The organism is Arthrobacter sp. 05L44 (assembly GCF_056397605.1).
The window spans coordinates 661492-680810 of sequence record NZ_JBFTNS010000002.1 but is presented as its reverse complement, the minus strand read 5'-3'; the positions used below and the strand labels follow the sequence as shown (position 1 = coordinate 680810).

The window sequence follows — 19319 nt, the reverse complement described above, 5'->3', positions numbered from 1 at the left end:
TTATGACGCGCGGGGCATAATAGGGGAGTGACTTCCCCCCGCGCCTGGCTGATCTGGATCGTCGGGGTCTTCGCGTATCTGGTGGCTGTGAGCCAGCGCACCTCCTTTGGCGTGGTGGGCCTGGAAGCCACCGCACGGTTCCACGCCAGTGCCGCCGAAATTTCCTTCTTCACCGTCCTGCAACTGCTGGTCTACGCCGGCCTGCAGATCCCGGTCGGTGTGCTGGTGGACCGGTTCGGCTCCCGCGCCATGATTGCCGGGGGCGCCCTGCTGATGGGTCTCGGCCAACTGCAACTCGCTTTCGCCGAGGGCATCCCCGGCGGCGTCCTGGGCCGGGTCCTCGTCGGCGCCGGCGACGCCATGACCTTCATCGCCGTGATCCGGTTGCTCCCGCTGTGGTTCGCGCCTTCCCGCGTGCCGCTGCTCACCCAGCTGACCGGCATGTCGGGCCAGCTCGGACAGCTGTTCAGCGTGGTGCCGTTCGCCTTGATCCTGCACTCAGCCGGCTGGACCCCGGCCTTCCTGACCCTGGCGGGAATGTCAGGGCTCGCCGTCGTGCTGGTGGTCCTGCTGCTGCAGGACCTGCCGCCGGGCCACCCCGCGCCGGAACCGTCCCAAGGCCTGCGCGCCACCGGCGTCTCCCTGGCCCGGGCGTGGCGGCAGCCCGGCACCCGGCTGGGCCTGTGGAGCCACTTCACCGTCCAGTTCAGCGGCACCGTCTTCGCCATGACCTGGGGTTACCCGTTCCTGATCTCGGCCCAGAAACTCAGCCCGGCCACCGTGTCCGCGCTGATGGCGCTCTACGTGGCTGCGGCGATCGCGGCCGGACCGTTGATGGGCCGGTTCGTGGCCAGGCACCCGCTGCGGCGCTCCACCATGGTGCTGCTGATCTCCGCCGCCACGGCCGCCGCGTGGGCCGCGGTGCTGCTCCAGCCCGGCCGGTCTCCGCTCTGGCTGCTGGCCGGCCTGGTGGTGGTGCTGGCCATCGGCGGGCCCGGCTCGATGATCGGCTTCGACTTCGCCCGGACCTTCAACCCGGCGCACCGGATCGGGACGGCCACCGGCATTGTGAACGTGGGTGGCTTCATCGCGGCCCTGATGTCCATCTTCCTGATCGGGCTCTCCCTCGACGCGTTGCACCTGGGCGGATTCTCGCCCGAGGGACTCTACAGCCTGGACGCCTTCCGGATCGCGCTGAGTGTGCAGTTCCTGATCCTCGGCGGGGGCGCCGTGGCCATCCTCATCATCCGGCGCAAGGTGCGCCGGCAGATGGCGGCGCAGGGTGTCGTTGTCCCGCCGCTGCTGAAGGCCTTGGCCGAGCAACGCCGGGTTGCCGCGGAACGCCGCCGCACACCCTGACTCGGTGTACTGGCGCGGGCGCGCCTGGGCGCTGGCCGTGTTGCTCCCTCTCGTTCTGTGAGGGCGGTTGTCCACATACGGCAGCTCCGGGCTAACGCGGCCGGCCGGCCCGGACGAGGCTGGCCCTATGACAGCTCCCGACCATCTGAAGATCAGCGGCCCCGAGGACATCCTTGGGTTCATTCCGCATTCCCTCGGCTACTGGCCGGCCAACAGCCTGGTCGCCATGACCCTGCAGGGCAATCGCCTGGGGGCAACACTGCGCGTCGACCTCCCGCCGGCCTCGCGCTGCCGGGGCGGCGGCCCGGCCGCCTTTGCCAGGACGGTCCGCGACTACCTGGTGGCGGATGAGGACGCCGACGGCAGCCTGCTGGCTGTCTTTGAAGGCGCGCCCGGCAGCACGTCAACTGACGGTATTGCGGACGAGGCCGGGGATGCTCCAGACAACGACGGCGGGGACCGTCCCGATGCCGCGGCGCTGGACCGGCTCCTTCGGGCACTCGACCGAACCCTCGGCCGGGCCGGGCTCCCTGTCCGGGACGCCTGGGTGGTCGGCGAGCGGTACTGGCGCAACGCCTTCTGCACGGACCCCTCGTGCTGCACCCCGCCGGGGCGGCCCGTCGAGGACATCCGGAACAGCCTCCTCAACGCCGAGATGGTTTTCCGGGGCAGCAGCATCGGGGCGGCGCCCGGCACGTCCGTACGGGCCCACCCGCCCGCGGACGACCCGGAGGAACTGGCGGCCGAGGACCGGTGGTCGCGGGAGTTCTCAGGAAGATGGCGGGACCGTGCGCAGTTCGGTGCCGTACTGGATATGTGGCAGCGCGTTCTTGGTGGCGGGGCCGAGCTGTCGGCGATCCCGCCCGCGCTGCCGGCGGGGCTCGCCGGATACCTTCGGGCCACGTTGTGCGTCGCGGCTTGGCGTGACGCGGTCCTGGTGATGGCCGCGGCCGGGCGTGATGCCGCCGAAGCCGGTGCCGAGCAGTTCGGCATGTTCGATGCGGGCCCCGGCCGGCCAGTCCCGGCACCGGATTTCACGGGATTCCCGGAGGCCATGGCGGCGCCGCGCGATGCGCCCGCCGGGGCCGCAGCGCGGCGAATGGACCCGCCCGGCTACGGGGATGTGCTCCTCGGGCTCCAGCCCCGGGTACCCGACTGGACCCGGCTGGCTCACCTTGAGGGGACCCTGGTCCGGCTGGGCAACAGCGGCGGGGGAGAAGCCCGCGCCGCGGCCCTCACCGCCCGGGGATGGATCGAATGGTGCCGGGGCCGGGGATCCTTCGCGGACGCCCTCTTCGCCGGCGCCGTCGCGGAGCTGCCCGGGTACCGCCTGGCGGAACTGCTGGCCGAGCTCGGCCGCCGGGGAACGCTGTGCGGATGGGCGCGGCGGAAGGAGGCCGCCTGGCAGAAGTTCGACCCCGATGCCGCCTGAGCCGGGCGCTTATATTCCATCATGGCGGGAGGCCCGAGGGCCCGATCCGGAAAATCGTGAGACAATGGTTGGCGAGACCCGGTTGGGTCCGTGTATCGAGTGCGTGTAGCGAACCTTGGAAACAGGGAACATTACGGTCGCCCCGGCAGTTCTACTAAGTGGCCCTGCCGGACGTGATTTGCGCCTGATGTCAAACGCGGACTTGACAGGGTCATAGTGGTGTTGCCCGTATGGTGATTCCACAGACCGCCGCTAGAAAGGTTTTCTGTGACCCCGTCTTCCGCGAAGAAGGAACCCGCCGACCAGGCCGTATTGTCTCCCGAGGAGAAGAAGGCCGCGGCTAACGCCAAGCGTGCCGCCACGCGTGCAGCCAACAAGGCAGCAAAAGACGCAGCCTCCGCAGCGGGCGATGACACCGACTCGGCAGTCGCCAAGCCTGAGCCCAAGAAGCGCGGGCCCAAGCCCGGCGCCAAAGCCGCGGCAGAAGCCGCAAACAAGTCCCGCGATGAGGACTCCGACGACGTCGACGCCGATGAGGACCTCGATGAGGCGGCCCCCGACGCCGCCGAGCTGACGGAGGACGGTGACGAGGCCGCAGGCAAGTCCGCGACCGCCACCACCGGCTCCGGCTTCGTCTACTCAGACGCCGACGACGACGACGCCCCCGTGCAGCAGGTTATGTCCGCCGGCGCCACGGCCGACCCCGTCAAGGACTACCTGAAGCAGATCGGCAAGGTCGCCCTGCTGAACGCCGAGCAGGAAGTTGACCTGGCCCTCCGCATCGAGGCCGGCCTGTTCGCCGAAGAGAAGATCGCGGCCGACGACGGCTCCATGGAACCCAAGCTCAAGCGTGAGCTCGAGTTCGTCATCCACGACGGCAAGCGCGCCAAGAACCACCTCCTGGAGGCCAACCTCCGCCTGGTGGTCTCGCTCGCCAAGCGCTACACCGGCCGCGGCATGCTGTTCCTGGACCTCATCCAGGAAGGCAACCTGGGCCTGATCCGTGCAGTCGAGAAGTTCGACTACACCAAGGGCTTCAAGTTCTCCACCTACGCCACCTGGTGGATCCGCCAGGCGATCACCCGCGCTATGGCCGACCAGGCCCGCACCATCCGTATCCCGGTGCACATGGTCGAAGTCATCAACAAGCTGGCCCGCGTCCAGCGCCAGATGCTGCAGGACCTCGGCCGCGAACCCACGCCGGAAGAGCTGGCCCTCGAGCTGGACATGACCCCGGAAAAGGTCGTCGAAGTCCAGAAGTACGGCCGCGAACCGATCTCGCTCCACACCCCGCTGGGCGAGGACGGCGACTCCGAATTCGGTGACCTCATCGAGGACTCCGAGGCCGTGGTCCCGGCCGACGCGGTGAGCTTCACCCTCCTGCAGGAGCAGCTGCACTCGGTCCTGGACACGCTCTCCGAGCGCGAGGCCGGCGTCGTTGCCATGCGGTTCGGGCTGACCGACGGACAGCCGAAGACTTTAGACGAAATCGGCAAGGTCTACGGCGTCACGCGCGAACGCATCCGCCAGATCGAATCCAAGACCATGTCCAAGCTGCGGCACCCGTCGCGCTCACAGGTCCTGCGCGACTACCTGGACTAAACATTCTCCAGCCAACGCGGGGTCACCTCCCGCCCGCGATCCACGGATCCACGGGCGTGAAGTGACCCCGCGTTGGTCGTTTAAGGCGTTGGTCGTCTAAGCGGTTATCCACCCACCATTTAACGCCGAAAGGCCCCTCCGCAACGGAGGGGCCTTTCGCGGGACCCCGGCCGGGGTCCCTGGTTGAACGTCTAGTCGACCGAAACCGGTTCCTTCTCCAGGAGGCGGCCCGACTCGTCGTGCCAGTCCGAGCTGAGCGGACGAAGGTTCGGTTCTACGGCGCGTGCGTGGTGAGCGCAGAAGAGCAGTTCACCGCCGGAGGCTCCGAGAACAACCCGGACGTATGCCTGAGCTCCGCAACGGTCGCACCGGTCAACGGTGGTGAGTGTGCGGTCCGCAACTGCTGTTGTCATGTTCGGCCTCCTTGGTAGATCGATACATCTATATAACCAGCATTCGTCACCATTCCATGGCAAGGATGGGACACTTTCGCTGTCCGCGTATCACGGCTCCATAACGCCCCGGGTCCGGCCGTCCGTGCGGGGGAGTGGCAACCCGGCGTAGGGCTCCAAGCCGACTAACCTAGGAAGAGCGTCTTTACGTTCCATCCCCGAAGGAGTTTCCGACCCGTGGCACCAAGCTCTGATTACACCGCCCGGCATCTGTCTGTGCTGGAAGGCCTCGAAGCCGTCCGCAAGCGCCCGGGCATGTACATCGGTTCCACGGACTCCCGCGGCCTGATGCACTGCCTTTGGGAGGTCATCGACAACTCGGTCGATGAGGCCCTGGCCGGCTTCGGCCACGACATCAAGGTGATCCTGCACGCCGACAGCTCGGTGGAAATCCACGACGACGGCCGCGGCATCCCGATCGACGTCGAACCCAAAACCGGACTCACCGGCGTCGAGGTAGTCTTCACCAAACTGCACGCCGGCGGCAAATTCGGCGGCGGGTCCTACACGGCCTCCGGCGGCCTGCACGGCGTCGGCGCCTCCGTGGTCAACGCCCTGTCCTCCCGCCTTGACGTCGAGGTGGACCGCGGCAGCAAGACCTACAAGATGTCCTTCCGCCGCGGCGAGCCCGGCCGCTTCAAGGAGCCCGGCACCAAACCGGACCCCGCCGCGGTGTTTGAGCCCTTCGTCGACGGCTCCGTGCTCGACATCGTCGGCAAAGCCAAGCGCGGCGTCACCGGCACCCGGATCCGCTACTGGGCCGACCGCCAGATCTTCACCCCGGACGCGAAATTCTCCTACGAGGAGCTGGCCGCGCGCGCCCGGCAGACCTCGTTCCTGGTCCCGGGACTGAAGCTGACCGTCCGTGACGAGCGCAAGGTCCCCGGCACCCCCGGGGAGTTCGGCCCGCACGAGGAAATCTTCCACCACGACGGCGGCCTCTCCGAGTTCGTCGACTTCCTCGCCGCCGACCCGGCCGTCACCGACATCTGGCGGCTGCACGGCGCCGGCAAGTTCCAGGAAACCGTGCCCGTCCTGGACGAGCGCGGCCACAGCCAGCTGGCCGAAGTGGAGCGCGACTGCGAGGTCGACGTCGCCCTGCGCTGGGGCATCGGCTACGACAGCACCGTCCGCAGCTTCGTCAACATCATCTCCACCCCCAAGGGCGGAACCCACCAGTCCGGCTTCGAACAGGCACTGCTGAAGACCTTCCGCAAAGCCGTCGAAACCAACGCCCGCAAGCTCAAGGCCGGCAACGACAAGATCGAAAAGGACGACATCTTCGCCGGCCTGACCGCCGTGCTGACCGTCCGGCTTGCCGAACCGCAGTTCGAGGGCCAGACCAAGGAAATCCTCGGCACCTCGGCGGTCCGCGCCATCGTGGCCAAGGTGGTGGAGCAGGAGATCAACGCCAAGCTCACCTCTTCCAACCGCAACGACAAGGCCCAGTCGGCGCTGCTGCTGGAAAAGGTCGTCAGCGAGATGAAGTCGCGGATCTCGGCCCGCGTCCACAAGGAAACACAGCGCCGGAAAAACGCGCTGGAGACCTCCTCGATGCCCACCAAGCTCGCGGACTGCCGCACGGACGACGTCGCCCGCTCCGAGCTCTTCATCGTGGAGGGTGACTCGGCGCTGGGTACCGCCAAGCTGGCCCGCTCCTCCGACTTCCAGGCCCTGCTGCCGATCCGCGGCAAGATCCTGAACGTACAGAAGGCCTCGGTGGGGGACATGCTCTCCAACGCCGAGTGCGCAGCCCTCATCCAGGTGGTCGGCGCCGGGTCCGGCCGCAGTTTCGACATTGGGGCAGCCCGCTACGGCAAGGTCATCCTGATGACCGATGCCGACGTCGACGGCGCCCACATCCGGACGCTGCTGCTTACGCTGTTCTTCCGCTACATGCGCCCGATGATCGACGAGGGCCGGGTCTTCGCCGCGGTCCCGCCGCTGCACCGGGTGGAGGTCATCAACGCCGGCCAGAAGGCGAACGAGATGATCTACACCTACTCCGAAGCGGAGCTGCACGTTCTGCTGGCCCGCCTCGCCAAGGAAGGCAAGCGCTACAAGGAACCGATCCAGCGGTACAAGGGCCTGGGCGAAATGGACGCCGAGCAGCTCGCGGAGACCACCATGGACCCGCGGCACCGGACCCTGCGGAAGGTCGGTATCGACAATGCCAAGCAGGCCGAGGAAACCTTCGACCTGCTGATGGGCTCAGACGTGGCGCCCCGCAAGGACTTCATCATCGCCGGGGCGGCCAGCCTGGACCGGGAACGGATCGACGCCTGAGCGCGGATTAGCCGAGCAGGCCCGGCACGATCAGCAGGGCCGTGGGCAGGGCGAGCAGCAGCAGGCAGGCTCCGAGGACGCCGAGGCGGGCGGCCTCCGGCAACGGCGGCTGCGGCGACAGCAGCCGGCTGACGCGCGAAACGGTGGTCACGGCCGAGCCGGCGCCACCGGTGGCACCGGGCTGACCGGCGTCGGACTCCATGCCCGCCTCGCCGAAGGCCATCCGGGCGCCGGCCGCGCCGGTGGAACCGCTCGCCACGATCGCGATCGCCTTGATCAGCGTGGCCTTGCTTTCCGTCTTCAGGGCCACGTCGTCGGCCAGCATCTCAATCAGCGAGTTGACGGCCTCCTGCGCGAGCCGGGTGGTCGGCAGCCAGGGCAGGGCCTGGCGCCAGGCCGCGAAGGCCCAGAGCAGCAGGTGGTGGCGTTGGCTGAGGTGCGCGTTTTCGTGGATGAGGACGGCCCGGAGTTCCCCGGGTTCCAGGGCTGCCATCAGCCCGTCGGAGAGCACCGTCACCGAACGCGCCCCGCCGGGCAGGCAGTATGCCACGGGGGAGTCATGGCTGATTACCATGGTCGCGGGTCCGTCCGCGGAGGGGGAGGCCAGCAGCGCGAGCAACTCGCGGTGCCGCCGTCGCTGGCGCTGGATCTTGTAATAGGTCAGCAGCAGGGTGAAGACCAGGTGGGCGCTGAGGAGAGCCGCGGCGGAGAGCGCGAAAATGTGCCAGAAGCCGAGGGCTGTGGTGGGCTCGTCGCGCAGGACCATGCCGGCCAGGGACCGGAGCCCGGCGAGCAGGTTCTCGCCCACCGGCTCCAGGCCGTAAACGAGCATCGCGCCGATCATCGACAGCCCGCCGGCCAAGGCGATGGCCTGCCAGAGCAGCATGGCCGTAAACGGGGACCGGGCCGGCCACTGGGCGCGGGAAAGAAGGATAGGTACCGGCCAGGCCAGTACTATCGCCAGGACCGCCAGAAAGTATGAGGTCCAGAACATCCGGTGTTAGCTGTGGCCCAGCAGTTTGCGCAGCGTCTCCGCCTCGGTGGCGGACACTGAACCAATGAAGCGGGCCAGGACGGCCTCGCGGTCCGGGGCGGAGCCGAGCACCTCGTGCATCAGTTCCGCCGTGTGGTCCTCCCGGCTCGAGACGGCCTGGTAGCGGTGCGGCCGGGTGCCGCGTTCGCGCTCCACCAGGCCCTTGCGCTCCAGCCGGGACAGCACGGTCAGCACAGTGGTGACAGCCAGATCCTTGCCCTCATGCCCGGCCGAGCCGCCCGCAGCCCGGGTGCTCTGCGCCAGCAGGTCACGCAGGGTGTTCGCAGTCGCAGCCTCCTGGCCTGCCCAGAGCAGGTCCATCACTGCCCGTTCCAGTTCGCCGAGACTTGCCATTCCGTACGTCCTTCTTGAATGCCACCCGGATGCCGATGCCGTCCGGGTGAGGTGCCGAATACTTCAGCATTAAATTTACCGCGAAATCCGCCCAGTTTCTACATGAGGTAGAACAAGGAGTCCGCGGCGTGTCGCCTGCCACGCCGGGTGCGGGGCGTCCGGGCAGCCTTCGGGCGGCGGCAGGTCCATTGCGGGCCCGGGTGTGCCGTGCCACGCTGGGTGCGGGAGGGCATGAAATTGTTCTACACTCTGTAGAAGTAGTACTTCTACGCAACGTAGAAATCTCGGGAACCTAGCCAAAGGGACTGCCTTGGACGCCTTGGAAATCGCACGCTGGCAATTCGGTATCACCACCGTCTACCACTTCATGATGGTGCCGCTCACTATCGGCCTCGGCCTGGTCGTGGCGGTGATCCAGACGCTCTGGTACCGCACGGGCCGGCCCGAATACCTCAGGATGACCAAGTTCTGGGGCAAGCTCTTCCTGATCAACTTCATCATGGGCGTGGCCACCGGCATTGTGCAGGAGTTCCAGTTCGGCATGGCCTGGAGCGAATACAGCCGCTTCGTCGGGGACGTCTTCGGCGCACCCCTGGCGATGGAGGCGCTGCTGGCCTTCTTCGTCGAATCCACGTTCCTGGGCCTCTGGATCTTCGGCTGGAAGCAGCTCAAGCGCGGCGTGCACCTGGCCTGCCTCTGGGTGGCCGTGATCGGCTCTGCCTTCTCCGCCTACTTCATCATCGTGGCCAACAGCTGGATGCAGCACCCCGTCGGCGTCGAAATGATCAACGGCAGGCCGGTTATGACCGATGCGTGGGCCGTCTTCACCAACAACACCGCCCTGGTCGCCGTGCCGCACACCCTCTTCGGGGCCCTGGCCGTGGCCGGGGCGTTCCTGCTCGGCATCGCCTGGTACCACCTATGGCGCCGCCGCCACGACGGCATCGACACCGTGGGCGCCGACGGGAAAGTCATCCCCGGCGAGTCGGAGGTCCCCGGCCGCGACCGCGCGGATCACGCCGTCTGGATCCGCTCCCTCCGGATCGGCGCCGTCGTCGCGATGATTTCCTTCGCCGGCACCGCCATCACCGGGGACCTGCAGGGCAAACTGATGTTCCAGCAGCAGCCCATGAAGATGGCCGCCGCCGAGGCTGCCTGCCATGACGGCACCGGCTTCTCGGTGCTCAGCGTCGGCAACGTCGGCTCGAAGAACTGCGACGACGTCGTCGCCGTCATCGAAGTCCCGGGCATCCTGTCGTTCCTGGCCAAGGGCGACTTCACCACCGAGGTCAAAGGCGTCAACAGCCTGCTCGACCAGTACAAGGCCGACTACGGCACCCACCTGCCCAACAACCCGATCTACGGCGACCGTGCCGGCCAGGAAATCCAGTACGTGCCCGTGATGGAAGTGACCTACTGGGGCTTCCGCATGATGATCGGCTTTGGCGGTGTGGCTGCCCTTGCCGCCCTCGTGGCCCTCTGGGCGACCCGGAAGGGAACCGTGCCGGCCTCCCGCGGCCTGATGCGGCTTGCGGTGTTCGGGATCCTGGCCCCCTTCGGCGCCAACGCCGCCGGCTGGATCTTCACCGAGATGGGCCGGCAGCCCTTTGTGGTTGCCCCGAACCCGGACCCCAGCGGCATCGACCAGGTCTTTATGTTCACTGCGGCGGCCGTTTCCCCCGGCGTCTCAGCTGGCGAGCTGCTGACCTCACTCGTGGTGCTGACCGCGGTGTATGCGGTGCTGCTGGTGGTGGAGGTGAAACTGCTGGTGAAGTACATCCGCGGCGGCGTGGTCTCGGCGATGCCCGAGCTCACCCACGTCCCGCCGGACGAGAACGAGGACAACACCCCGTCCGGCGGTACTCCCGGCACACCGGGCGCCGACGACGTCCTGGCCTTCGCCTACTAACGGCCCTCCACAAGAAGCAGAGGAAATATTCAGCATGGAACTGCTACCGACCATCTGGTTCATTGCCATCGCGGTGCTGTGGACGGGCTACCTCTTCCTCGAGGGATTCGACCTCGGCGTGGGAATGCTCATGAGGGGCTTCGCCCGGGACAACACCGAACGCCGCGTACTGCTCAACACCATCGGCCCCGTCTGGGACGGCAACGAAGTATGGCTCCTCACGGCCGGCGGCGCCACCTTCGCGGCCTTCCCGCTCTGGTACGCCTCCCTGTTCTCCGCCCTGTACCTTCCGCTGCTGCTGGTCCTGGTGGCCCTGATCTTCCGCGCCGTGGCCTTTGAGTACCGCGGCAAGGTGGACACCCCGCAGTGGCGTGCCCGCTGGGACTGGGCCATTGTGCTGGGCTCCGCCGTCGCGGCCTTCGGGGTGGGCGCGGCCCTGGCACTGACCACCACAGGCCTGCCCCTGAACGCTAACGGCGACCGCGAGGGCGGCCCGTTCTCCTGGTTCAGCGCCTACGCCGTGCTGGGCGGCCTGGCCGTCGCCGGCTTCTCCCTCCTGCACGCCCTGGCCTTCCTCGCGCTGAAGACCGACGGCGACATCCGCCACCGCGCCCGGCAATGGTTCGTCCGGCTGCTCCCGGTGCTGCTCCTGCCCATCGCGGGCTGGGCGATTGCCCTGCAGGTGCAGAGCGGCAAGGCCTGGACCGTGGCCGCCGTCGCTGCCGCCGTGGTGGCCGCCGCGCTGGCCTGGACTTTCGCCCGGCGCGGCGCGGAAGGCAAGGCCTTCCTCTCGCTCGGTGCCTTCCTGCTGCTGGGCAGCGCCTCCATCTTCGGCGCGGCCTTCCCGGTGGTGCTGCCTTCCACCCTGAACCCGCAGTTCAACCTGACGGTCGCCAACGCCTCCTCCTCGGACTACACCCTGGGCCTGATGACCGTGGTGGCCTGCATCGGGCTGCCCCTTGTTCTGGCATACCAGGCCTGGACGTACTGGGTGTTCCGCCGCAGGGTCAGCGTCCACCACATCCCGGAAGCGCACAGTTTCCTGCCCGCCATTGCCGCCAAGGCCCTGGCCCCGAAGGACTAGCCGCCGATGAGACCGCAGTTCCCCACCGGCCCCGCCACCCGTTCCGCGCTCTACCTGCTGGGGTTACTGGCCGCACTGAAAGCCCTGTCCCTGGTGCTCATGGGGCAGGCCGTCGCCGCCATGCTGGCAGGCCTCATGGGCCACAACCCGGCCTGGTCAGAGCAGCTGGCCTGGGGGCTGGCCGGTGTGGTGCTGCGCTCGCTCACCGTGTGGGCGCAGGCGGTGGCGTCGCGCCGCGCCGCCCTGGGTGTCAAGGAGGAACTCCGCTCGCAACTGCTGGAGCGTGCCCTGCACTCGGGAACGCGCACGGCGGGACCGGCCGACGGCGGCCTGGCTGTCCTGGCCACCCGGGGGCTGGACGCACTGGACAGCTACTACAGCCAGTTCCTCCCCGCCCTGGTGAACTGCACGGCCATCCCGCTGCTGCTCGGCGCGCGGATTCTCTTCGCCGACTGGGTCAGCGCCGTCGTGATCGTCCTGACCGTCCCCTTGGTGCCGCTCTTTATGGTCCTGATCGGCCGCTATACCGAGGACAGGGTCTGGGAGGCGCAGTCGGCCCTGGCCAGGCTCTCGGGGCACATGCTGGAACTGGCCAAGGGACTTCCCGTGCTGGTGGGCCTGGGCCGGGCCGCCGCCCAGCGCAAGGCCCTCGAGGACATCTCCGACGAATACCGCTCCAAGACCATGGCCACGCTTCGCACGGCGTTCCTCTCGGCGCTGGCCCTCGAGCTCATAGCCACGATCTCAGTCGCCGTTGTGGCCGTCTTCATCGGCGTCCGGCTGGTCCACGGGGACATGGCACTGGAGGCGGGCCTCCTGGCCCTGATCCTGGCGCCGGACTGCTACCTGCCGTTGCGTGAACTCGGTACCGCCCACCACGCCAGCGACGAGGGCCGGGCGGCGCTCGCGGACACCACTGAGGTCCTCGACGCCCGGCCGGCCGTGCCCCTGGCCCCGGAAACCGCCGGGCTAACAGCCGCGGTGGTGCCTCCGGCCGTCACCGTGACGGAACTGTCCGTCCGGTACGCCGGCCGCGGGAACGCCGCCGTCGGGCCGCTCAGCTTCACTGCCGCGCCGGGCGGCATCACCGCGCTGGACGGCCGCAGCGGGGCCGGCAAGAGCACCGTCCTGGGGGTCCTGGCCGGCACTGTCGGGACCGGCGGCGGTACCGAGGTCACAGGCCGGGTGGAAGGGTTTACGACGGCGGACCTCGCCTGGGTCCCGCAGCACCCGGTGATGGTTGAGGACACTGTGCTGGGCGAAGTGCTGCTCTACCTGGGCACCGGCGCCGGCCGCTCACCGGAGGATAACGACGCCGCCGCCCGGCGCTGCCTCGCCGCGTGCGCCGCCGGCCACCTGGCCGCGAAGCATCCTGCCGAGCTCAGCCCGGGGGAGTTGCGCCGGGTGGCTGTGGCCCGCGGCCTGGCCCGGATCGAGGCCGGCGCCACGGTGCTGCTGCTGGACGAGCCCACCGCCCACCTGGACCGCGCCTCCGCCGACGCCGTCACCCGCACCATCGCGGGCCTCCGGGGGAAGGCGACCGTGCTGCTGGTGGCCCACGACCGGCAGACCCGGGAGCTCGCCGACCGGCTGGTGCCGATCGGGACCGCAGGGAAACCCCCCGCCCAGCCCCTTGCCGGACCAGGTGCTGCACCCGGTGCGGAACCCGGCGAGGGAGACCCGGCAGCGGGGGCGGTCCCGCTGGGCAGCCAGGGTACTCCGAGTATCCGCGCCGGTGCCGGCGTCGGGGCTGCCGATGCTGACACCTCGGCCGGGCGCGGGTCGGCGGCAGCCCACGTGCGCCGCCTCCTCGCCCCCGTGGCCGGGAAATTCGCCGCGGCCGGTGCCGTCGGCGTGCTGGCCGCCCTGTTCGCCGTCGCCCTCGCCGGCCTGTCCGGCTGGCTGATAATCCGCGCCAGCGAGCAGCCGCCCATCCTCTACCTGCTCACGGCGATCGTGGGTGTGCGATTCTTCGGCGTCGGCCGGGCCGCACTGCGGTACACCGAACGCCTGCTGACGCACGACGCCATTTTCACCGCACTGACGCGCCTCCGCGGGCAGCTCTGGGAGTCGCTGAGCGGGCGGGCCCTGTCGCTGCGGCGGCTCCTGCAGGGCGGCAATGTCCTGGGCGCCGTCGTGGACGACGTCGACACCGTCCGCGACCTGCTGCCCCGTGTGGTGCTTCCACCACTGACCGCCCTGGCAGTGGGTGCGGCCGTCGTCACCGGGGTGGGGCTGCTGCTCCCGGTTGCCCTCCCGGCCGCGATCGCCGCCGCGGTGGTCAGCCTTGTGGCCGCGCCGGGCCTCGCCCTGCTGGCGGACCGGATGTCGGCCCGCGCGGAACAGCAGCTGCGCTCCGGCGTGCTGCGCCGGGTGGCTGCAGCGCTCGATGCCCGCGCCGAGTTGCACGCCAACGGCGTGGCCACCCCGGTCCTGGCCGCCATCCAGCGGGCGGACCGCGCCGCCACCTCAGCGTCGCAGAGGTCGGCCCTGGCCGAGGGCCTCGGGCATGCGCTCACGGTCCTGGCTTGCGGGGGCGCCGCCCTCGCCAGCGCCGTCCTTGTGGGGCCGCAGGCCCTGGCCGGAGCCGCGCAGCCGGCGATCGTCGCCGTCGTCGTGCTGCTGCAACTGGCACTTGTGGAGCCCTACTCGGCGACGACGACGGCGGTCCGGCAGTACCCGGCCCTCCGCTCGGTGCTGCAGCGCATCAGCGACTCCGGGGTGCTGGCGCCCGCAACGGCGGAGGCGGCCCGCGGACCCGTGGGAGTTCACGCCCGGCCTCCCGCCCGGGACGCCGTCCGGCCGGGGCTGGAGCTGGAGGACCTGTCGGCGGCGTGGCCGGGGGGTGCCCCGGTGTTCACCGGGCTGTCCGCCACCGCTGAACCGGGCCGGTGGCTGGCCGTCACCGGGGCGTCCGGCTCCGGAAAGTCCACGTTGCTGGCCGTGATGCTGGGCTTCCTGCCGCCGGGCGGCGGACGTCTTGAGCTGACCGGCCGGGCGGCCTGGTGCCCCCAGGAGGCGCACCTGTTCGACTCCACGATCCGCGGCAACCTGATGCTGGGGCTGCCCGAGGGGGAACGCCACGCGGCCGGGGACCTGGTCCTGGAAGACCGGCTGCTCGATGCTTTGGCCGCCGTCGGGCTGGACCAGCTCCTGGCCCGGCTCGATCGGGGCCTCGATACGCCCATCGGGCCGGCGGGGGCATTCCTTAGCGGCGGCGAACGTCAACGGCTGGCCGTAGCCCGCACGCTGCTGACCGGTGCCGACGTCATTCTGCTCGACGAGCCCACCGCCCACCTCGATGCCGAAGCCGGCCAGCTCCTGCTGGCCGAGCTTCGCAGCGGCCTGGCGGGGCGCACCGTGGTCCTGGTGACGCACAACCCGGACGACGTCAGCCCGGCGGATGCCCGGCTGGACCTCGACCGGGCAGCCCGGCCGCAGCCGGAAGCGGCGTTGGCGCGGGGCTAGGTCCGGGGCGGCGGGGGACCGTCAGCCGCGGGCGACGGCGGCCCCGGAACGGGTGTGGAGCTGCGGTGGCCGGGTCAGGCCTTAGCCGGGTTAGGCGTTAGCCGTCCACATCGTGGAGGTGGTGGACGACGTCGTGCATGAAGTACTGCGCGAAGGTGAGCACCGTGAATTCCGAGCCGTTGCTGCGGGTTCCGCGCCGGCCCCACTCTTCCTCGGGGACCCGGCCGAAGGAGTCCGCGATCTGCTCGCCTTCGGCCGTTAGGGCGGCGCTGACGTTCGCGGGATCGGCGTTGGCATAATCCTGTTCGAGCGCGGTGCGGTCCTGGTCCCAGTCCTCGAAGCGTGCGTCGTCGTCGGAGAGCATCAGGGCGAGCCGGTGGTCGAAGAGGCTGAACACATCCCGGACATGGCACGCGTATTCGAGCGGTGACCAGGTGTCCTCATCGGGACGGGCCGCTGCATCCGGGCGTCGCAGCACGGAACGCCAGCGGGGGAGCATGTTGGCGAGCATCCCCGGCGTCGTCGCGGGCGTGCAGGTGGCGGCGTCGAATCCGCACTCGGGGCACGGCCGGGACAGCACCCAGGTCCAGTCTTTTTGATCGGGCACGATAGGCATGTGTGCAGTCTAGGGGAAGGAGTAAAATGCCTCTCGGGGGAAGGGCCTGGAAAGGGACATAGCCATGCTCAAAGACCAGCCGGTCGGCGCCGTGTTGCCGGCCGCGGACCTCGCCCGCGCGCGCGATTTCTACCGCGACAAACTCGGACTCGAACCGGATAATGCGAGTGCCGACGACAACCTGATGTACACGTGCGGCGCCGGGAGCAGGTTCCTGCTCTACCAGACGTCCAACGCCGGATCAGCCAAGAACACCCAGATGGGGTGGATGGTCACGGACCTGCCGGGCACTGTCGCGGAACTGCGCGCGGCCGGCGTCGTGTTCGAGGAATACGACTTCCCGGGCCTGAAGACCGAAAACGGCGTCGCCACCCTGCCGGACGGAAGTTCCGCAGCCTGGTTCCTGGACAGCGAGGGCAACATCCTGAACATCAACTCCGGCATGTAGCTGGCGCTCTGGCGCGGCTTGGCTCCGGGCTGCGACACACGTCGGCGGCCCGGGGCTGGTTGGCTGTGCTGTGGGCGTCGGCGCGCCCCGCCCATTTGCCACAAATGGCCGGATTGGTGGCCTTGGAAGCGGCCTTTTCTGGTGATTGGGTGCGGTGGAGGTGGCGGCTGTGCCCGGACGTGTCGGCAGAGGGTGCCACGTGTCGAAGGGCCCAGGTGGTGGTGCCGAGGCGGCGGTATCGGGAGACGTCTCTGCTGCGCCGAGGGGTGAAGGGAATTTGCGCCCGCCCTTGTGGCATTCCACCGCGCTCTTGTCGTGCTCCACTGCGGCCAATTGCCACCCATTTGCCACAAATGGCCGGGTTGGTGGGCCCGAAGCGGCCATTTGCGGCAAGTGGATGCGGTTCCGGCGACGCACGCGACTGGATATGGCGGGTAGCAGGCGCGGCGTGGTGGCGAGTCCAGATGGCGGCGCAGGGGTGGCAGAGAACTTGGTCACATACGTGGGGCTGAAGCCTGGGTCCCAGCAGTCGTGGAGCTTGGGCACGTGCGCGGGACTGGAGCTTAGTCACCGGCGTGGGGCTGAAGGCTGGGCCCCACGAGCCGAGATCCGCCCCGCCACGTCGTCATCGATTCGCCACAAATGGCCGCATTGGGTGCCCCGGTAGCGGCCAATTGTGGCAAATCGGTGCGGTCAGAGCGGTTCATGCGGCGAGGCCGCCCCGCCCAGCAGCCGCGCCAGAACCCCTACGTCTCCGGGACCCCGGGCTCCGCCCATGCCATGCTCGGGCCGATCGCTTCGATAGCCTGGGAGAGCGGGATGCCGGACCCGTCGCGGCGGCCGTGCTCGCCCGGCAGGGAACGTGCCACCCCGGCCAGGGACGACGCCTTCGCCGGCCCGTGTCCGGCCCACGCGAGGAGCAGGGTGTCCTCGCCCTTGAGGAAGCGGTGCGCACGGACGCCGGCTGTTCCGCGGCCCTTCGCCGGGTATTCGGCCAGCGCCGTGACCTTGGCCGCGCCCGGGGCGGTCCCCGGAAGGGCTCCCTCGGTGCCGGCGATCGTGACGACCACGGCGGCGTCGTCGTCGGAACGGGCCGTGCCGAAGTGCAGTACCCGGTCCCCGGCGGCCAGTTTGATGCCGGCCATACCGCCGGCGGTGCGGCCCTGGGGCCGGACCGCGGAGGCGCTGAAGCGCAGCAACTGGGCCTGGCGGGTCACAAAAACCAGTTCGACGTCGTCGGAACCGGCAGGCTCGACGCCCACCACCGTGTCCTTGTCCTTGAGGGCGATGACCTCCCAGTCCTCACGGTTCAGCGGGTACTCCGGCTGCACGCGCTTGACGACGCCCTGGGCGGTTCCGATGGCCAGGACCTGGTCCAGCGGCGCGAACGCGACGAGGGATTCGCCCTTGAGCAGGGTGATGAAGTCCTTGGCCGGGACGCCGCCGGCCATGTTGGGGGTGCCCGACGTCGGCGGCAGGACGGGCATGTCCATCACCTGGAGCCGCAGCATCCGGCCCTGGGACGTGACCGCGGCGATCTCCCCGCGTGCCGAGGTTTTGACCACGGAACGGAAGACGTCGTGCTTGGTCCGCGGACCGGACTCGGCCAGGCTGTCCTGGTTGGCCGTCCGCGCGATCTGCCCGGACGCGGTGAGGACCGCCCAGCAGGGGTCGTCGGCGATCTCCAGGGCCAGCGGCGCCGCCTTGCCCTTTCCGCCGGGGGCCGCGGCCAGGGCAGCAGCGACAGTGGGGGAGACGGCCTCGGACTCCAGCAGGACGGTCCGGCGGGGTGTCCCGTACTTGTCCGCCAGTTCGCCGAGTTCGTCGGAGACCAGCCCGCGCAGGAGTTCCGGCGAGTCCAGGATGGCCTGCAGCTCGGCGATCTCGCGGCGCAGCTCGTCCTGTTCCTTTTCCAGCTCAATGCGCGAGTACTTGGTCAGCTGCCGGAGCCGCAGTTCCAGGATGTAGTTGGCCTGAACTTCGGAGAGGTCGTAGATGGACATCAGCCGGGTGCGGGCCGCGGCGGCCTCGTCCGAGGAACGGATGATCTGGATGACCTCGTCGATGTCGACGATCGCGATCAGCAGGCCCTCCACCAGGTGCAGGCGGTCCTGCTTCTTGGCCAGGCGGAACGCGGTGCGGCGGCGGACCACGTTGATGCGGTGGTTCACGTAGACGGACAGCAGTTCCAGCAGCCCCAGGGTCTGCGGCTGGCCGTCGACCAGGGTGACGTTGTTGATGCCGAAGGAATCTTCCATCGGCGTGAAGCGGTAGAGCTGCTGGAGGACGGCGTTGGGATTGAAACCGTTCTTCAGTTCAATCACGAGCCGGAGGCCGTGCTTGCGGTCAGTGAGGTCCACGATGTCGCTGATGCCGGCCAGCTTCTTGCCGTTGACCGCGTCCTTGATCTTTTCGATGACCTTTTCCGGGCCCACCATGTACGGCAGTTCCGTGACCACCAGGCCGGTGCGCCGGGCCGAGAGCTGCTCGACGTCCACCTTGGCCCGGGTCTTGAACGAGCCGCGGCCGGTGGCGTAGGCGTCGCGGATGCCGTCCAGTCCCACGATCCGGCCGCCCGTGGGCAGGTCCGGGCCCGGAACGAACTTCATGATGTCCTCGAGCGTGGCGTCCGGGTGCGCGATCAGGTGCCGCGCCGCCGCGACCACTTCGCTGAGGTTGTGCGGGGCCATGTTGGTGGCCATACCGACGGCGATGCCGGTGGCGCCGTTGACCAGGAGGTTCGGGAAGGCGGCCGGAAGCACGTCCGGCTGGGTGAGCTGGTTGTCGTAGTTCGGAACAAAGTCCACCACGTCTTCGTCGAGGTGGTCCGTCAGGGTCAGCGCCGCCGCCGCCAGCCGGGCCTCGGTGTACCGCGGGGCGGCAGGGCCGTCGTCGAGCGAGCCGAAGTTGCCGTGCCCGTCGATCAGCGGCAGCCGGAGCGAGAAGTCCTGCGCCATCCGGACCATGGCGTCGTAGATCGCAGTGTCGCCGTGCGGGTGGAGCTTGCCCATAACCTCGCCCACCACGCGGGCGCTCTTGACGTGGCCGCGGTCCGGGCGCAGTCCCATCTCGCTCATCATGTAGAGGATGCGCCGCTGCACGGGCTTGAGGCCGTCCCGGGCGTCGGGCAGGGCCCGGGAGTAAATGACCGAATAGGCGTACTCCAGGAACGAGCCTTCCATTTCGGAAGTGACGTCGATGTCGACGATGTTCTCGGTAAAGTCCTGGTCTGCTTCCCCGGCCGGGGGCGTGGTTTGGCGGCGTGCCATGAGGCGA

The 19319-nt window shown here is 69.1% G+C and carries 13 protein-coding genes; 8 read left to right on the top strand and 5 right to left on the bottom strand.

Features of this window, described 5'->3' with window-relative positions; all coding sequences use genetic code 11:
* Positions 1 to 27: 27 nt before the first annotated feature.
* The 3 genes from AC1DHY_RS08370 to AC1DHY_RS08360 all read left to right on the top strand — a co-directional run bounded on the left by AC1DHY_RS08370 (position 28) and on the right by AC1DHY_RS08360 (position 4393).
* Complete coding sequence (locus AC1DHY_RS08370) at positions 28 to 1359, top strand: MFS transporter (RefSeq protein ID WP_476879996.1); 1332 nt, start codon at positions 28 to 30, stop codon at positions 1357 to 1359.
* Between the two features lie 127 nt (positions 1360 to 1486).
* On the top strand, positions 1487 to 2791 hold the full coding sequence (locus AC1DHY_RS08365) for a DUF4192 family protein (RefSeq protein ID WP_476879995.1): 1305 nt from the start codon (positions 1487 to 1489) through the stop codon (positions 2789 to 2791).
* A 267-nt stretch (positions 2792 to 3058) separates the two neighbouring features.
* On the top strand, positions 3059 to 4393 hold the full coding sequence (locus tag AC1DHY_RS08360; protein WP_476879994.1) for an RNA polymerase sigma factor: 1335 nt from the start codon (positions 3059 to 3061) through the stop codon (positions 4391 to 4393).
* A gap of 191 nt (positions 4394 to 4584) precedes the next feature.
* Here the strand turns inward: AC1DHY_RS08360 and AC1DHY_RS08355 are convergent, their stop codons facing one another.
* The gene (locus AC1DHY_RS08355) at positions 4585 to 4806 is read right to left on the bottom strand and encodes a DUF7455 domain-containing protein (protein WP_476878812.1); all 222 of its coding nucleotides are present in this window, start codon (positions 4804 to 4806) and stop codon (positions 4585 to 4587) included.
* 216 nt (positions 4807 to 5022) lie between these two features.
* Here AC1DHY_RS08355 and AC1DHY_RS08350 point away from each other — a divergent pair, with 216 nt between their 5' ends.
* Positions 5023 to 7131 carry a DNA gyrase/topoisomerase IV subunit B gene (locus AC1DHY_RS08350; protein WP_476903459.1) on the top strand — a complete coding sequence of 703 codons (2109 nt, stop codon included), beginning with the start codon at positions 5023 to 5025 and terminating at the stop codon, positions 7129 to 7131.
* 7 nt (positions 7132 to 7138) lie between these two features.
* On the opposite strand, the gene AC1DHY_RS08345 is transcribed toward AC1DHY_RS08350, so the two are convergent.
* Together AC1DHY_RS08345 and AC1DHY_RS08340 are read right to left on the bottom strand one after the other, a co-directional pair.
* Complete coding sequence (locus AC1DHY_RS08345; protein WP_476903458.1) at positions 7139 to 8125, bottom strand: M56 family metallopeptidase; 987 nt, start codon at positions 8123 to 8125, stop codon at positions 7139 to 7141.
* Positions 8126 to 8131: 6 nt separating this feature from the next.
* Positions 8132 to 8518, bottom strand: a complete 387-nt coding sequence (locus AC1DHY_RS08340; RefSeq protein ID WP_476878809.1) for a BlaI/MecI/CopY family transcriptional regulator — start codon at positions 8516 to 8518, stop codon at positions 8132 to 8134.
* A gap of 310 nt (positions 8519 to 8828) precedes the next feature.
* Between AC1DHY_RS08340 and AC1DHY_RS08335 the strand changes: the two genes are divergently transcribed.
* From AC1DHY_RS08335 to cydD, 3 genes are read left to right on the top strand one after another with little or no spacing between them, the layout of a single operon-like run.
* Positions 8829 to 10427 (top strand): cytochrome ubiquinol oxidase subunit I, encoded by a 1599-nt coding sequence (locus AC1DHY_RS08335; protein WP_476878808.1) that lies wholly within the window; start codon positions 8829 to 8831, stop codon positions 10425 to 10427.
* Between the two features lie 34 nt (positions 10428 to 10461).
* Entirely contained in the window at positions 10462 to 11511 is a 1050-nt protein-coding gene (gene cydB / locus AC1DHY_RS08330; protein ID WP_476903457.1) for a cytochrome d ubiquinol oxidase subunit II, read from the top strand.
* A gap of 6 nt (positions 11512 to 11517) precedes the next feature.
* Positions 11518 to 14979: a thiol reductant ABC exporter subunit CydD gene (cydD, locus tag AC1DHY_RS08325; RefSeq protein WP_476903456.1), complete on the top strand. Its 3462-nt coding sequence runs from the start codon at positions 11518 to 11520 to the stop codon at positions 14977 to 14979.
* Positions 14980 to 15076: 97 nt separating this feature from the next.
* Here the strand turns inward: cydD and AC1DHY_RS08320 are convergent, their stop codons facing one another.
* The gene (locus AC1DHY_RS08320; RefSeq protein WP_476878805.1) at positions 15077 to 15595 is read right to left on the bottom strand and encodes a DinB family protein; all 519 of its coding nucleotides are present in this window, start codon (positions 15593 to 15595) and stop codon (positions 15077 to 15079) included.
* Positions 15596 to 15659: 64 nt separating this feature from the next.
* Here AC1DHY_RS08320 and AC1DHY_RS08315 point away from each other — a divergent pair, with 64 nt between their 5' ends.
* On the top strand, positions 15660 to 16043 hold the full coding sequence (locus tag AC1DHY_RS08315) for a VOC family protein (RefSeq protein ID WP_476878804.1): 384 nt from the start codon (positions 15660 to 15662) through the stop codon (positions 16041 to 16043).
* Positions 16044 to 16789: 746 nt separating this feature from the next.
* Here AC1DHY_RS08315 and AC1DHY_RS08310 read toward each other — a convergent pair.
* The gene (locus AC1DHY_RS08310) at positions 16790 to 19312 is read right to left on the bottom strand and encodes a DNA gyrase/topoisomerase IV subunit A (RefSeq protein WP_476878803.1); all 2523 of its coding nucleotides are present in this window, start codon (positions 19310 to 19312) and stop codon (positions 16790 to 16792) included.
* Positions 19313 to 19319: the final 7 nt, after the last annotated feature.